We start from the raw sequence: 13,485 nt of genomic DNA on the forward strand, positions 1-13,485 counted from the left end.
CAACAACGTGCACCCCCCTCCCGGCTTCGGGCTTCCGGCGCGCCTGCCTCGAAGAACTTCCTGCCGGAACAAGCCTTCCAGGATCGGAAACCGGCGGGTCAGCCGATTTCCCGTGGAGCGACAACCATCCGGAATTTCGCGCAGCGAAACGCGCGGGCACCGTGGTTTCAGCGCCCGGCCACCGGAAGAAATGTGTCCAGTATCACTCCACGCCGGTTGGGAGCGCTCCCCTACGGGATCCAAGCCGGAAGCCGCCGCTACCGCCCGCGTCCGGTGAGCCTGCGGATCAGCCTGATCGCGGCCGAGGCCACGACGACGGCGAGGACGAAGCCGTCCGGACGCTTCGGCGGAGGTGGTTCCTCCGGGCCCAGGGGAACGGGCCTGCCGTGGGCGAGGTCGATACGGCGGCGAAGATCGTCTGCCGCCTCCGACTCGACCAGCCGTTCGTGCTGCTGCAACCAGTACAGGTAGGCGAAGGACGGCACCACGAGCAGCACGGCCAGTCCGGTCACCCCCAGCAACGCCCACAGCGCGCTGGGCGAGGCGCTGCCCTCGGTCAGCGTCAGCGTGCCCGGCACCAGCCAGGGGTACTGCGCCCATCCCCATCCCGCGACCACCGACGTCACGGCCAGAGCCGCGGTAAACCTCAACAGACGGTAACGGCGCAGCAGGATCAGACCGAGCGCGGCGATGCCCGCGGCAACCGAAAGGGCGACCAAGGGCAGTGCTCGCCCCACCAAACCGTCGAAGACATAGGGCGCGCCGGTGCGGAGCAGGAGCATGTTGACCGCCGCGAGCAGACCGGTGACCACGCCCGCGGCGAACGCCCGGCGGGCGAAGTACCGCACCATGACGGTTTCGCCCCGGCGATGGGCGTCCCCCACCAGATACACCGCGGCCAGGTAGGCACAGGCGGAGACGAACAACACGCCGGTCACCACCGGGACCGGGCTCGTCCACGCGGCAAGGTCGTTGCCCACCGCCGGGAAGGGCACGCGGCCGGTGGCCACCGCGCCGATGACGGCGCCGAGGAAGAACGGCGCGATCACCGAGGACGCGGCGAAGGTGGCTCCGAGCAGCCGTCGTGATCGCAACCTTCGCGCCTCCATGCGGAACGCGAAGCCGAGGCCACGGAAGAAGATTCCCGCCAGCGACAGGAACAGCGGCACGAACAGCGCGGTCATGACGCTCGCGAACAGGGGCGGAAAGGCGGTCCAGACGACGACCAGGCCGAAGATGATCCAGACGTGATTGCCCTCCCAGACCGGCGTCACCGACGCGGCGATCGTCGCGCGCGGCCGCTCACCGCGCTCGGCACTGCCGGCGAGCAGATCCCAGACCCCGGCACCGAAGTCGGCGCCGGAGAACAGGGCGTAAGCGGCCATCGCGGCGAAGAGCACCACCGCGCTCGCGATCGTCTCCGGCGGCGGGTTCACGGCGCCGGCTCCGGGACCGGGGGTCCGTAGGGCGTGGTCTCGTACTCCTCCGCCCGCGGATCTTCCCGGCGCCAGCGCCGGCTCATCAGCCACGGCGCCCCGATGCTGACGCCGGTGAGCGCGGCGTAGATCGCGACGGTCAGGCCCAGCGTCACCGGAACCCCTCCCGAGGTCGTGACGGCGTCGCTGGTCAGCAGGAGCCCGTAGACGACCCACGGTTGCCGCCCGACCTCGGTGACGATCCAGCCGGACTCCATCGCCACCACCGCCGCGAACCCCGAAAGCAGGGCCGGAACCAGAAACCAGCGGGTGGCCGGGATCGCGCGCCGGAACCACCAGGCCCATCCTTGCCACGCCCCGAGCAGGAGCAGCGCGACACCGAACATCACCATGGCGTCGAAGGCCAGATGGATCAGGTTCGGCAGCGGCGCCCGCAGTTCGGGCGGAAAAGCGTTCCAGCCGATGACCGGGGTGCTCGGCGAGAACCCGACGAGAATGGAGTCGAGATCGGGGACGCCCAAGCCGAAATAGACCTGCCCCCGGTAGTAGATCCCGCCCAGCCATTCGGTGACGTGGGTTCCGGTCCGCTCGACGAATTCCATCGCGGCGAACTTCGCCGGCTGCTGCGCCGCCACCTGCCGCGCCGCGATGTCACCGACGATGACCTGAACCGGCGCGGCGATCGCGCCGGTGGCGAAGGCGATACCGAAACCCAGCCGGTGATAGCGGTCCCGCCGTCCGCGGAGCATCCCCGCGGCATACACACCGGCCACGACGAAGCCCACCACCATGTAGGCGGCGAGCACCATGTGCGGTACTTCGTAGGGCACGGCGGCGTTGAAGACCACCGACCACGCGTTCACCGAGACGATCCGCCCGTCGCGCAGGACGAACCCGCTGGGCTCGTTCATCCAGGAGTTCGCCGACACCACCGACAGCGCGCCCAGCGCGCCCGCGATGACCATCGGCGTCCCGGCCCACCAATGCCGCCACGCGGGCAACCGCCGCCAGCCATAGAGATAGATCCCGGTGAAGATCGCCTCGAGGAAGAACCAGATTCCTTCGATGGCGAACGGAATACCGAAAGCACTGCCGTAGGTCCCCATCAGGCCCGGCCACAGCAACCCCAGTTCGTACGAGAGCACCGTGCCCGACACCGCGCCCACCGCGAAGATCACGGCCATCACCTTCGACCACCGCCGCGCCAGCAACAACGCCACCGCGTCGTTCCGGCGGATCCCCCGCCAATGCGCGATCAGCACGACCGTCGGAAAGGCGATGCCGAAGCAGGAGAACACGATATGGAACCCCAGCGACGCACCCATCTGGCTCCGGGCCGGAACCGCGCCATCAGCCAGCGTCACCAACGACGCGATCACCACGAAGGTGTCCTCCCCTCCGCGACGGCAAGGGGTGAAGCTTTGGTCATGGCAACTGCGATCGCGGTGTTCCTGCTCGGCGTCGGCATCGGTGCCCTCGGTCTGGTCGTCCCGGATCTCTATGTGGTCGGGCTCGTCGTGCTGGTGATCGGCGGGGTCGGCGTGCTGGTCCGCCTGGGCGAGCGGACCGCGCACACGGGCCGCCGCTAGCGCCGGAAACCTGCTTTCCGTGACCGGCACGACACTGTCGGCCACACCCTATGACGCTTCCGTCACGCCGTTCCCGCGCTGCGGGCGCACACGGGCAGTGCAGCACCGTTCCGCGGCCGGTGCCCGGCTCGCCTCCCTTACAATCGGTCGGACGGTCCGCCGGTCGGACGATGGGCGTCCCAAGAGCTCGAGGGGAAGGGAGACGCACGGTGGACCAGCAGTCGACCACGTGGGTGACGGCACCGCTCGGGCGAGTGGCCGCGCCGTTGCGTGACCAGGTACTCACGGTCGTCCGGCAGGCGATTCTCGACTTCCGGCTCCCCCCGGGACAGCGTCTCATCGAGCGCGAGCTCGTCACCCAGCTCGGCGTCTCCCGGGCCACGGTGCGCGAAGTGCTCGCGCTGCTGGTGTCGGAAGGGCTGGTCACGGTCATTCCGCAGAAGGGCGCGATCGTCAGCGTGCTGTCGGCGACCGAGGCCGCCGACATCTACGAGATGCGCCAGTCGCTGGAACCCCTCGCGGTCCGGCGCTTCGGCGAACGGGCCACCCCGGAGCAACTGCGTGACCTGCGGGCGTCCCTCGAGGCGCTGGAACAGGTCAGCGGGACCGACACCGACCGTCTGGCCGAACTCCGCGCCAAGGACGGGTTCTACGAGGTGCTGCTGGCGGGTGCCCACAGTCAGCCCCTGGCCCAGATCCTGACCTCGCTCCAAGGCCGGGTGCAGGTCCTGCGCGCGACCTCGCTGTCCACCCCGGGACGAGCCAAGCAGGCGTCCGCCGAACTGCGGCGAGTGGTCGAACTCCTCGAAAAGGGCGACGTGGAGGGAGCCGCCAACGCCTGCGCCGAACACGTCCGCAACGCCGCCGAGGCCGGTCTGCACAAGCTGGCCGAATTCGAGGCGGGCCAGACCGGACGCAAGGAACACAAAGCCCGCGCGTGACCGGCTGAACCTCTTGTCCGTCCTGGACTATCGGGTGATGTTCTCCGCTACAGATGTGGCGCGCGCAAGGCGTTGGTCGGTAGTGAGGACTCGAGCATGCAGACGCACCGCAAGCTCGACATAAAGCGCGTCGGCGAGGCGAAGGTCCGCGCGCCGCGCCCACGCTCCGACCGCCAGCTCAACAACGGGGTGCCGGGTGACGGGGACCGTTGCCAGCGCCGAGAGGCCCGTTTCGACACCTGCCACGTTCAGATCTCCGGCCCGCTGCAGTCGGCCGAGTGCGGAGAGGACTTCTGCGTCCATATGTGCTGGAGCGTGCATGACGGTACCAACGAGCCGCTTCTTCGTCGCGGCCGCATAATCCGTACCGGCAAGCAGGTCAACGAGCGCGGAAGCGTCGACGACGACAATCTCGGCGGGAGTATCACTCATCAGTTCGCCCGCCCAGCTCCGCCCGCGCGCCGTCGAGCGCGTCAAGAACAGCATCGTGGGACACCGTTTCGCGTGGGGCAGGCAAAGTGTCCAGCCAGGAGTCGGTGGCGCGGCGTTGCAACTCATCCGCGATAGCCGCCTGCACAAGCGCGGACACGTTCAGCTTCGCGGCCTTGGCGCGTTCGGCCAGCTCATCAGGGACGTAGACATTCAACCGAGCCATACACACACTATACACACAACGCGACCACGCCAACTCGACTCTGCCCGCGGCCCCTCCCGGCTCAGCGGAATCTCCAGGAACTCCGGCAGTCCCCGGAAGTCCGGCGAGGCGGGGGACGTTCGGCGCCCTCATACGGCTATTTTATCGAACAAGCGAGCGCATCTATCCCGGTAAAGGCCGAGTTCACCGGAAGGTGTGAAAACAGCCGGACACCCCGCGCAACGGACCTAGGGCTCCTGTCCGGTCTCCTTCATCTCCTCCAGCAGGATGGGCACGGCGGAGGTGACCGCGTGGATGCCGAGCACGCTGGCGATCTCCATCACTTCCAGGATCTCACCGGGCGTCGCGCCGTAACCCACGGCGTTTTCGATGTGCAGCTTCAGTCCCTTGACGTAGAGATGGGTGGCCGCGGTGTCGAACGCGATGTAGACGAGTTCCTTGACCTTCGGTTCCAGCGTGCCGTGCTGCCACGGGACCGAGGAGAACTCGGTGTAGGCGTCGAACAGTTCGGGGTCCAGTTCCAGCATCTCGTCCCAGAACGCATGCCAGTACCCACGATTCCTGGTGAACTCGGCCTTGAGTCGTTCCTGGTAGTCGTTCAGCGGAGCCGGACCGGTCCGCAGCCCCTTCTCTTCGAGCACCTCGACCAGGATCGGCACGCCGATGTTCATCGCGTGGATGCCGAGCGTCGCGCTCAGCTCCAGCACCTCCATGATCTCCTGCGGCGTGGCACCGGCCTTCAACGCGGCCTTGATGTGCTGGCGCACGCCGGGAAGGTACATGTGCGTCGCGTTGGCGTCGACCGCGATGAAGATCAGTTCCTTGATCTTGCCGGACAGGTGGTTGTGATTCTCACGCCAGGCGACCGTGGAGAACTTCAGATAGGCGGCGAGGAACGCGGGATCGAGTTCCAGAATTCCCTGCCACGCGTCACTCCACGTGCCACGTCGCGCGATGAACTCGGCCTTGAGCTTTTCCTGCTCTTCGGTCAGCGCCATACCGTGCCTCACCCACTCGTTTCCTTCTGGTACTCGTCCAGGACTCGTTCGGCGACGCGGAAGGACTCCAGCGCGGCGGGCACACCCACGTAGATGGCCGTATGGATGAACACCTCCTGGATCTCCTCCACGGTCACGCCGTTGCGCAGCGCGCCCCGCACGTGCACACCCAGTTCGTGTGACCGGTTCAGCGCGGTCAGCATCACGAGGTTGAGCAGGCTCCGGGTCCGCGGGGGCAGCACGGCCCTGGTCCACACCTCACCCCAGCAGTACTCGGTGACCAGTTCCTGGATCGGCCGGGAGAATTCACTGACCCGCGCCAGCGAACGCTCCACGTGCGCGTCGCCCAGGACCTTCTTGCGCATCGCGAGTCCGCGTTCGAAGGTCTCGCGGTGGGTTTCGTCGTTCGTCATCGAGCATCCTTCTGTGTGTTGTCCGCGTCGTGCTGTGCCGTTCGTTACCAATCCGACGGCAGCCACGGGCGGAAATGGTTCTCTACAAACAAGTCGGTTGCGGACCGTGTCCGCCTACTTTCGGTCGGATTGGTAGAGTCGCACACCACCGGAGATGTCCCCGATGGCGTCCACGACCGTGTTGCTGATTTCGTCGGCATAGCCGAGGGCACGAGCCAGCCCGAACGACGCGACCGGTCCCGCCGAGTTCAGGCTGGCGACACCGAGTTTGCCCACCAGTTCGGTGTAGAGCGTGATGTCCTTGAGCATCAAGGTGTTGCTGAGCCCGCCCTTGAGATAGTCGCCCGTGATGATCTTCGGGAACCGGTTGAGCGTGGCGAAGTTGACGCCCGAGCTCACGTTGAGCACGTCCAGCAGCACCTTGAGGTCCAGGCCCGCCTTCTTGCCCGCCACCATGACCTCCGCGGTCGCCGCCAGCGAAACCGCGTTGAGGAAGTTGTTGAGCAGCTTGGTCACGTGCCCCGCGCCGCTCTCGCCACAGTGGAAGATGTTGGCACTGAACAAATCCAGCACCTCGCGGACGGACTCCAGCGCCGCGGTGGAGCCGCCCACCATCAGGGTCAGCGCGCCCTTCTCCGCCGCCGCCGCTCCCCCGGAAATGCCGGCGTCGAGAAACGCCACGTCCTTCGCGGCGAGGTCACCGTGGATGCGACGGGTCGAGTCCGGCGACGCCGTGCTCAGATCGACCACCGTCTGTCCTGATCGGACAGTGGCGAGCAGGCCGTCGTCGCCGTACACCACCCGCTCGACCACCTTGCTGTCCGGCAGGGACAGCAGGACGACATCCGACCCGGAGACCACCTCGGCGACGGTGGCCACCGGCCGGGCGCCCGCGGCCGAGACCACCTCGGGCCGCACGTCGTAGCCGAGCACCTCCCGCCCGGCGTCCACGACGCATCGGGCCATGCGGCCGCCCATGTTGCCCAGGCCGACGAACCCCACCCGTTGTCCGGTCACTGTGTCTCCCTCCCCGAGCGGCTGCCGATCGTGGCCGCGAGACCCGCGAGTTCGCCTTCGACCGGGGTGAAGCGGGCCAGCGTGTCCGGGTCGTGCCCGCTCACCAGATGCCGGACCCGGCCCTGCCCGGCCATCGTCCGGATCAGGTCGAACGCGTCGTACATCTCCACCAGGTCGGCGACGAACGTGAAGGGCCTGTCCTGCTCGTATTCCTCGTAGTAGTGGATCGCGTCCGAAGCGAGCAGCACCGGTCCGTCCGAGGTGTCCACCAGGACGACGCTCTGACCGGGGGTGTGCCCGCCGACTTCGATCACCTCGATGCCCGGCGCCACCTCGAGCCGGCCGGAGAAGGTACGGACGTTGCCTGCCGCGTGCGCCGCGACCAGGGCGTCGATTTCCTCGTCCTCGACGGAGTGGTGGAACTGCGTCCGCTTCGCGTGCCTGCCGGTCCAGAAGTCGTACTCGCTCCGGGCCAGGATCAGCGGCGAGTCCGGGAACAGGCCGAGGTTGCCGATGTGGTCGTAATGCGCGTGCGTGACGATCACCGTCGGCCGGGCCGCCGGATCGACATCCAGCGCCGCGTACGCCCGCGCCGGTTCGAGGAGAAAGGTGCGTTTCCGCGCGGTCCCGCCGGCCCGCGAGAAACCGGTGTCGACGAGGACGGTGCGCTGTTCGTTCCGGATGATCCAGAAGAAGTAGTCCATCCGGATCGGCTCGTCGGCCTCCCCGTAGACCGGGTAGTTGAGGAAGACGTCCTTCTTGGTGGTCTCCCGGGTGCCGTACTTGACGATGACGACCTCGTAGGTTTCCGACACTGCGCTCGGTTCCCCCGTCAGCTCAGCACGGTGGCGATGTCCGAGGCCGGTCCCTCCACCGGCGGAAACTTCTCCCGCACCCGGCCGTCATGGCCCGGGATCACCGTGGCACCGGTCTCACCGGCGAGTTTGTTGATGAAGGACAGCGCCGAGCGCATCTGGCCGAGATCGGTGAAGGCGAAGAACGGCCATTCGTTCTCGATCTGCTCGTAGAAGTGGGCCGCGTCCGAAGCCAGGATCAGCGGACCGGACTGGGCGCGCACCAGGGTGAGCAGTTCGCCCGGGCAGTGCCCACCGACCGGATAGACGGTGATGCCCGGGAAGACCTCGGTCTCCTCGGAGACCAGCCGCAGCCGTCCTTCCCGCTCCGCCCTGCGTACCGCCTCGAGGTGTTCGGCGATGGTGAACTCGCCTTCCAGCTGGCTGTTGTCCCATTTGCCGAACCAGTACTCGTACTCGGCCGTGCCGGAGACCACCTGCGCGTTGGTGAACAGCCCGAGGTAGCCGATGTGGTCGTAGTGGAAGTGCGAGGTGATCACCATCGTCACCCCGGCCGGGTCGATGCCCAGCAGTTCCAGGGCCTCCGGGGTGTCCTTGACGACCTGCTCGCCCAGCCAGTCCCGCGCGCTGATGTCGTAACCGGTGTCCTTGAGGATCACGGTGTCACCGGCACGGATGATCCAGAAGTTGTAGTCCATCCGCAGATCGCCGTCCGGCCTGCCGTAGGCGGCGTAGTCGTGGAGCACCACGCTTTTCTGCGTCACGCGCTCGCCGTAGGTCACCTGGACGACCTCGAGCGGTACCGAGGGCGCGGCCGTTTCGGACATCTGTCAGCTCCCTTGCTCGCGACCGGACTCCCGGGGTGGCGGACCCGCCGACGCGCCTGACTATATGCTTGTCAGACAATCCAGGGCAAGACGCCTCACCGCCACGAGCGGCCAGGGATGCGAGGGCACTTTCCTTCCGCCATAGGGCAATCGGCGATACCGGACCACGAGCGCTCGATACGGTTGTCCCGATGGGAAAGGAGCGCTCGTTGGACCTGAGCCACACCCTGGCCGGGGCGAAGGACACCATGCACCGCCCGGATTTCCGCCGGGCGATCGGAGCCGGGGCGCTGGCGCTGGCGGCGCCCGGTGTCTACTACTGGCTCGGCGGCATCACCGGTTCCCACGCGCTCGGCTTCCGCATCGGCGCGTACCTCTCGATCGCGGTATGCCTGCTGTTCGGCGTCGTCGCGGTACGCAGCACGGCCACCGAAGTCGCGCGCATCACCCGGCCGCGCGGCGGGCCGGCGGTGGCCGGGGTGCTGCGCCTGCTCATCACCCTGGCCGGCTACGCGCTGGTCGCCGTCACCGTGCTCGGACTCCTCGAACTTCCCCTCGACCGCCTGTTGCTGTCCGGCGCGATCACCGGTGTGGTGGTCGGCATCGCCGCGCAGCAGTCGCTGGGCCACGCCTTCGCCGGGCTGGTGCTGCTGTTCTCCCGGCGCTTCGCCGTCGGCGACTACATCACGTTGCGGTCGGGCACGCTGGGCGGCCAGTACGACGGCGAGGTGACCGCCATCACGCTGATGTACACGGTGCTGGAAACCGAGGAGGGACCGATGACCATTCCCAACTCGGGGGTGCTGGCCGCGGTGACCGGACCCCGTCTCGCACCGGAAACCCCGGAACCCGCGGCCGGGACTGACTAGCCGACGTTCCGCAGCACCCGGGCGACCACACCCGTCACGACCAGCCAGAACACCGCGGCCGAACCGTAGTTCAGGATGGTCGTGAAAGCCTGGCTGGAGGTGCTGAACAGGTGCGTGAACCACAGGCCGATCACGTCGGACCAGCTCGCCGCCCACCGCGCCACCGGGTTGTCCGGCCGGGCGTTGGCCAGGACGAACACGATGTGCGCGCTCAGCACCAGCGCCAGCGCGGAACCGGCCAGGTTGACGAAATTCGCCGCCGTGCGACGGCCGCTGTACAGGTCATAGCTGGTCATGAGGACCTCCCCGACTGAGCGTTCGTACCCTTTGCGACGCGCGGCGACCGCCGGGGTTGCGCTGTGTACACCCGGCGGAGCAAAACTCCGCCGGGCGCCCCCGGCCCCGGTCCCGGACCTCGGTCACGGAGAGTGTGGTGCGCACCCCGCCGCTGCCGCCGGCAAGGTGACCGACCCGTCGATGACCTCCCCGGTGTCGTGCCGGACCGCGTGCGCGGACATCACGTTGATGGTGCCGTGCCGAACGTGGTTCGGATGGGTCTCGTTGATCCCGCTCGCCGTCGAGACGTCATCGTTGTCGGTGAAGAAGGGCACGCCGTTGTCGGACAAAACGACGGTCCAGTGTTGCCCGGCCTCGTGGGTTTCGATCTGGAATTCCTCCCCCGCGACCAAACCCGGCCCGTTGTCGTCGTACATCGACTTCAGCGCCCATGGGGTGCCGTCGGTGCCGACCCCCTGCGTCGTCACCGCCCCACCACACGGGCGCCCGCTCGCTTCGGCGGTGGCACCGGTGACCACACCGGTCGCCAGCAGTGCACCGCCCGTCGCGAGCACCGCGACCAGAACACGCATTCGCATGAAAATCCTCCCCGGAACGAATGGATGATTCGGCATCGCGCGGCCCGTTCCCGATTTCCCGGCGGGCCGGCGATCCCGTTTTGCACGCCCGGCGGAGCAAAACTCCGCCGGGCGCCCCCGACCCCGGCCTCAGACCTCGGTCACGGAGAATTCGGCGCGCACTGCGCCGGCGCCACCGGCAGGCTGACCGAGCCGTCGATGACCTCACCCGTCTCGTGCCGGACCGCGTGCGCGGACATCACATTCGTGGTGCCGTGCCGAACGTGGTTCGGATGCGTTTCGTTGATCCCGCTCGCAACCGAGACGTCATCGTTGTTGGTGAAGAACGGCACGCCGTTGTCGGACAAAACGACGGTCCAGTGTTGCCCGGCCTCGTGGGTTTCGATCTGGAATTCCTCCCCCGCGACCAAACCCGGCCCGTTGTCGTCGTACATCGACTTCAGCGTCCACGTGGTGCCAGCGGTGCCGACCCCCTGCGTCGACACCGCGTCACCACACGGGCGCCCCTTCGCTTCGGCGGTGGCACCGGTGATCACACCGCTGGCGACCAGCGCGGCGCCAGCGGCGAGAACCGTGGCCAGAACGCGTATTCGCATCGAAAATCCTCCCTCGGAAAAATGGGTGGTTCGCCTACGAATACGAGAGCGGGTTACAACACTGTTCAAGCGCCGAAATCGACGGGTCTCACCAGACCGAACGAAGCAGGTCGAGAACCTCGGATTCGGTGGGCTCACGCGGCGCGTTCCGCGTCACCGCGTCAGCCACGGCGTCGGCCGCGATGACAGGCAACTGGTCCGTGGTCACTCCGAGATCGCGCAGCCTGTGCTTGATTTCCAGCAGGCCCGCGATCCGGTGCACTCCCTCGATCGCCGAACCCGGCCAGTCTCCGCCGGATGGCATCACGCGCAATGCCCGCGCCGTGGTTTCGTAGGCGTCGGCGGCCGCGGTGGCGCTGAAGGCCATGACCTCTTCCATGACGGTGGCGAGCGCGACACCGTGCGGGATACCGGCATGCGCGGTCAGCGCGTGCCCGATGCCATGGACCAGACCGAGCCCGGACAGGGTCAGCGCGTGCCCGGCGAGGTGCGCCGCGGCCATCACCGACCCTCGTGCTTCGAGGTTTCCGCCCTCGGCATACACCACCGGCAGCCATTGCCCGAGCATGGTCACGGCCTGGGTGGCGTAGGCCGCCGAAACCGGGTTCGCACCCAGCGAGGCCAGCGACTCGATGCCGTGGACCAACGCGTCGAACCCGCTCGCGGCGGTCACCTTGGACGGCAGGCCCAGGGTGAGCTCCGGGTCCAGCACGGCGATCCGCGGCCGGACCGAAGAGTGTCCTATGTAGACCTTGCGGCGCGCGTGCGGATCCTCGATGACGCCGAAACCGTTGGTTTCCGCGCCGGTGCCCGCCGTCGTGGGCACCGCGATCAGCGGCGGGCCGTCACCGGCCTCCCACAGCGTGCCGGCGTCGGCCGCACACGAACCGGGATTGCCCGCCAGCAGTGCGATCCCCTTGGCCGCGTCCAGCGCGGAACCCCCGCCCAGCGCGACCACCACCGAAGAACCGAACTCGCGCAGGCGCGCGGCCCCGCGGTCCACTTCGGTGGTGGGCGGGTTGGGGCCGATGTCCTCGTAGGTCGCGGAGGTGATTCCTTCCGCGTCGAGGATCGTTTCGATCCGGTTGACGATTCCGGTCGCCCGCAGCGCCCGGTCGGTGACCACGAAGGCGCGCGAGTGACCGAGGGAAGCCACGAACGACGGCAGGGCGGCGACCACGCCCGGACCGAACTCCGTCCGCCCGGACGGCTCGATCGTCAGTCGTGGGATGCCGGTCAGATCCGCCATCGGCGCACCGCCTCTTCGTCGAGTTCGACGCCCAGTCCCGGTCGCCGTGGCACCTCGACCTCGCCCGCCGCGGTGATCGCCACCGGTTCGGCCAGCATGAAATCGCGGCGCGCGGGAGTCCAGCCGGGCGGGTCGTAGGGGTACTCGAAGAACGGTCCGCCGCCCACCCCGGCCGCGACGTGGAGATTGGCCAGCAGGCCGATGCCGTTGGTCCAGCTGTGCGGGGTGAACGCGCGGTGCTTGAACCGCGCGAGCTCGGCCAGGGTCCGGGCGCGGTGCATGCCGACCGCGAGCACGACGTCCATCTGGTAGACGTCGAGCACGTCGCGTTCCAGATATGCCAGCAGGTCCGGCACCGAAGGGTGCATCTCCCCCGCCGCGATCCGCAGTCCCGGGTTGTCCGCACGCAACCGCCGGAACCCGTCGATGTCGGGGTACGGCAACGGTTCCTCCACCCAGAACACGCCGAGTCCGGCCAGCCGCCGCACCAGATCGCGCGTCGTCGCGAGGTCGGTCGCCGGCTCGGTGTCCCCCGCCATCCGCCACGACTGGTTGAGGTCGACCATGATCTCGAAACCGGCGCCGAGCGCCTCGCGGACCGCGGCCACCGTGGCGACGCCCTCGTCGATCCGGGCCCGGTCGATGCGGATCTTCATCGCCCGGAATCCGGCCTCCCTGGCCCGCAAGGCCGACTCCACCCGCGCTTCGGGCGGCTTCGGCTCGGCCGTCGAAGCGTAGGCGGGCAGGGACGCCGCCGCGTTGCCGAACAGCGTGGCGACGGGCAAGCCCGCGACCTTGCCGATGATGTCCCACAGCGCGGCTTCCAGCGGCCAGTAACGGCCGCCGTGGAAGTTGGCGGTTTCGATCGCCTTGACGTGGCGCACGATGTCCAGCGGGTCGCGCCCGACGAACAGGTGCCTGACGGACTCGAACCCGTCCATGGTGTCGCCCGAGCCGATGCCGGTGACGCCGTCGCTGGTGTGCACTCGCACGATGGTCGCGTCGAAATGCCCGCGGGGGCTCGGATCCCAGGCCGCGCGCAACGGCGGATCGAGGTCGAGGCGCAGCCGGTCCAGCGTGATATCGGTGATCTTCACTGGGACCGACGGTAGAAGCCCGGAGATCGCATGACAAGACCCGCACCGTAGAGGTCGTTATACACAACGGGCGGCCCGCCTGGTGATCTCCGCCACGACCACCGCGCG

At 68.1% G+C, this 13,485-nt stretch carries 17 protein-coding genes; 3 read left to right on the forward strand and 14 right to left on the reverse strand.

From position 1 onward, the window contains the following. Positions 1-257 precede the first annotated feature (257 nt). Together ACFSXZ_RS06150 and ACFSXZ_RS06155 are read right to left on the reverse strand one after the other, a co-directional pair. A complete protein-coding gene (locus ACFSXZ_RS06150; RefSeq protein WP_378262129.1) occupies positions 258-1,436 on the reverse strand; it encodes a cytochrome d ubiquinol oxidase subunit II in 1,179 nt (392 codons plus the stop codon). Beyond that, on the reverse strand, positions 1,433-2,818 hold the full coding sequence (locus ACFSXZ_RS06155; RefSeq protein WP_378262131.1) for a cytochrome ubiquinol oxidase subunit I: 1,386 nt from the start codon (positions 2,816-2,818) through the stop codon (positions 1,433-1,435). The genes ACFSXZ_RS06150 and ACFSXZ_RS06155 overlap by 4 nt, the downstream gene beginning before the upstream one ends. A gap of 45 nt (positions 2,819-2,863) precedes the next feature. On the opposite strand from ACFSXZ_RS06155, the gene ACFSXZ_RS06160 reads away from it, so the two are divergent. Both ACFSXZ_RS06160 and ACFSXZ_RS06165 read left to right on the forward strand, forming a co-directional pair. Further along, on the forward strand, positions 2,864-3,025 hold the full coding sequence (locus tag ACFSXZ_RS06160) for a hypothetical protein (RefSeq protein WP_378262133.1): 162 nt from the start codon (positions 2,864-2,866) through the stop codon (positions 3,023-3,025). A gap of 209 nt (positions 3,026-3,234) precedes the next feature. Next, a complete protein-coding gene (locus tag ACFSXZ_RS06165) occupies positions 3,235-3,966 on the forward strand; it encodes a GntR family transcriptional regulator (RefSeq protein WP_378262135.1) in 732 nt (243 codons plus the stop codon). 27 nt (positions 3,967-3,993) lie between these two features. Here ACFSXZ_RS06165 and ACFSXZ_RS06170 read toward each other — a convergent pair whose 3' ends face one another. The 7 genes from ACFSXZ_RS06170 to ACFSXZ_RS06200 form a co-directional block, all read right to left on the reverse strand. Continuing rightward, entirely contained in the window at positions 3,994-4,398 is a 405-nt protein-coding gene (locus tag ACFSXZ_RS06170) for a type II toxin-antitoxin system VapC family toxin (RefSeq protein ID WP_378262775.1), read from the reverse strand. Then, on the reverse strand, positions 4,391-4,621 hold the full coding sequence (locus ACFSXZ_RS06175; protein ID WP_378262137.1) for a type II toxin-antitoxin system CcdA family antitoxin: 231 nt from the start codon (positions 4,619-4,621) through the stop codon (positions 4,391-4,393). The genes ACFSXZ_RS06170 and ACFSXZ_RS06175 overlap by 8 nt, the downstream gene beginning before the upstream one ends. A gap of 227 nt (positions 4,622-4,848) precedes the next feature. Beyond that, positions 4,849-5,631 carry a carboxymuconolactone decarboxylase family protein gene (locus tag ACFSXZ_RS06180; protein WP_378262139.1) on the reverse strand — a complete coding sequence of 261 codons (783 nt, stop codon included), beginning with the start codon at positions 5,629-5,631 and terminating at the stop codon, positions 4,849-4,851. Continuing rightward, complete coding sequence (locus tag ACFSXZ_RS06185; RefSeq protein ID WP_378262141.1) at positions 5,628-6,032, reverse strand: carboxymuconolactone decarboxylase family protein; 405 nt, start codon at positions 6,030-6,032, stop codon at positions 5,628-5,630. Before ACFSXZ_RS06185 ends, ACFSXZ_RS06180 begins: the two co-directional genes overlap by 4 nt. Before the next feature lie 114 nt (positions 6,033-6,146). Next, the gene (locus tag ACFSXZ_RS06190; protein ID WP_378262143.1) at positions 6,147-7,049 is read right to left on the reverse strand and encodes an NAD(P)-dependent oxidoreductase; all 903 of its coding nucleotides are present in this window, start codon (positions 7,047-7,049) and stop codon (positions 6,147-6,149) included. After that, positions 7,046-7,864, reverse strand: a complete 819-nt coding sequence (locus tag ACFSXZ_RS06195; RefSeq protein ID WP_378262145.1) for an N-acyl homoserine lactonase family protein — start codon at positions 7,862-7,864, stop codon at positions 7,046-7,048. Before ACFSXZ_RS06195 ends, ACFSXZ_RS06190 begins: the two co-directional genes overlap by 4 nt. A gap of 17 nt (positions 7,865-7,881) precedes the next feature. Next, positions 7,882-8,691, reverse strand: coding sequence for an N-acyl homoserine lactonase family protein (locus ACFSXZ_RS06200; RefSeq protein ID WP_378262147.1), 810 nt, complete (start codon positions 8,689-8,691; stop codon positions 7,882-7,884). A gap of 191 nt (positions 8,692-8,882) precedes the next feature. Here ACFSXZ_RS06200 and ACFSXZ_RS06205 point away from each other — a divergent pair, with 191 nt between their 5' ends. Continuing rightward, positions 8,883-9,560: a mechanosensitive ion channel family protein gene (locus ACFSXZ_RS06205; protein WP_378262149.1), complete on the forward strand. Its 678-nt coding sequence runs from the start codon at positions 8,883-8,885 to the stop codon at positions 9,558-9,560. Here the strand turns inward: ACFSXZ_RS06205 and ACFSXZ_RS06210 are convergent. From ACFSXZ_RS06210 to ACFSXZ_RS06230, 5 genes are all read right to left on the reverse strand, one after another. Further along, positions 9,557-9,856 (reverse strand): hypothetical protein, encoded by a 300-nt coding sequence (locus ACFSXZ_RS06210; RefSeq protein WP_378262151.1) that lies wholly within the window; start codon positions 9,854-9,856, stop codon positions 9,557-9,559. The genes ACFSXZ_RS06205 and ACFSXZ_RS06210 overlap by 4 nt on opposite strands. 123 nt (positions 9,857-9,979) lie before the next feature. Beyond that, complete coding sequence (locus ACFSXZ_RS06215) at positions 9,980-10,435, reverse strand: hypothetical protein (RefSeq protein ID WP_378262153.1); 456 nt, start codon at positions 10,433-10,435, stop codon at positions 9,980-9,982. Positions 10,436-10,575: 140 nt separating this feature from the next. Beyond that, positions 10,576-11,031: a hypothetical protein gene (locus ACFSXZ_RS06220; protein WP_378262155.1), complete on the reverse strand. Its 456-nt coding sequence runs from the start codon at positions 11,029-11,031 to the stop codon at positions 10,576-10,578. An 88-nt stretch (positions 11,032-11,119) separates the two neighbouring features. After that, positions 11,120-12,280 carry an iron-containing alcohol dehydrogenase family protein gene (locus ACFSXZ_RS06225; RefSeq protein ID WP_378262157.1) on the reverse strand — a complete coding sequence of 387 codons (1,161 nt, stop codon included), beginning with the start codon at positions 12,278-12,280 and terminating at the stop codon, positions 11,120-11,122. After that, positions 12,268-13,377 carry a mandelate racemase/muconate lactonizing enzyme family protein gene (locus ACFSXZ_RS06230; protein ID WP_378262159.1) on the reverse strand — a complete coding sequence of 370 codons (1,110 nt, stop codon included), beginning with the start codon at positions 13,375-13,377 and terminating at the stop codon, positions 12,268-12,270. The genes ACFSXZ_RS06225 and ACFSXZ_RS06230 overlap by 13 nt, the downstream gene beginning before the upstream one ends. Between the last annotated feature and the right edge of the window lie 108 nt (positions 13,378-13,485).

It is taken from the genome of Amycolatopsis pigmentata (assembly GCF_042684065.1).
In the GTDB taxonomy this organism is placed as follows: Bacteria; Actinomycetota; Actinomycetes; order Mycobacteriales; family Pseudonocardiaceae; genus Amycolatopsis_E; species Amycolatopsis_E pigmentata.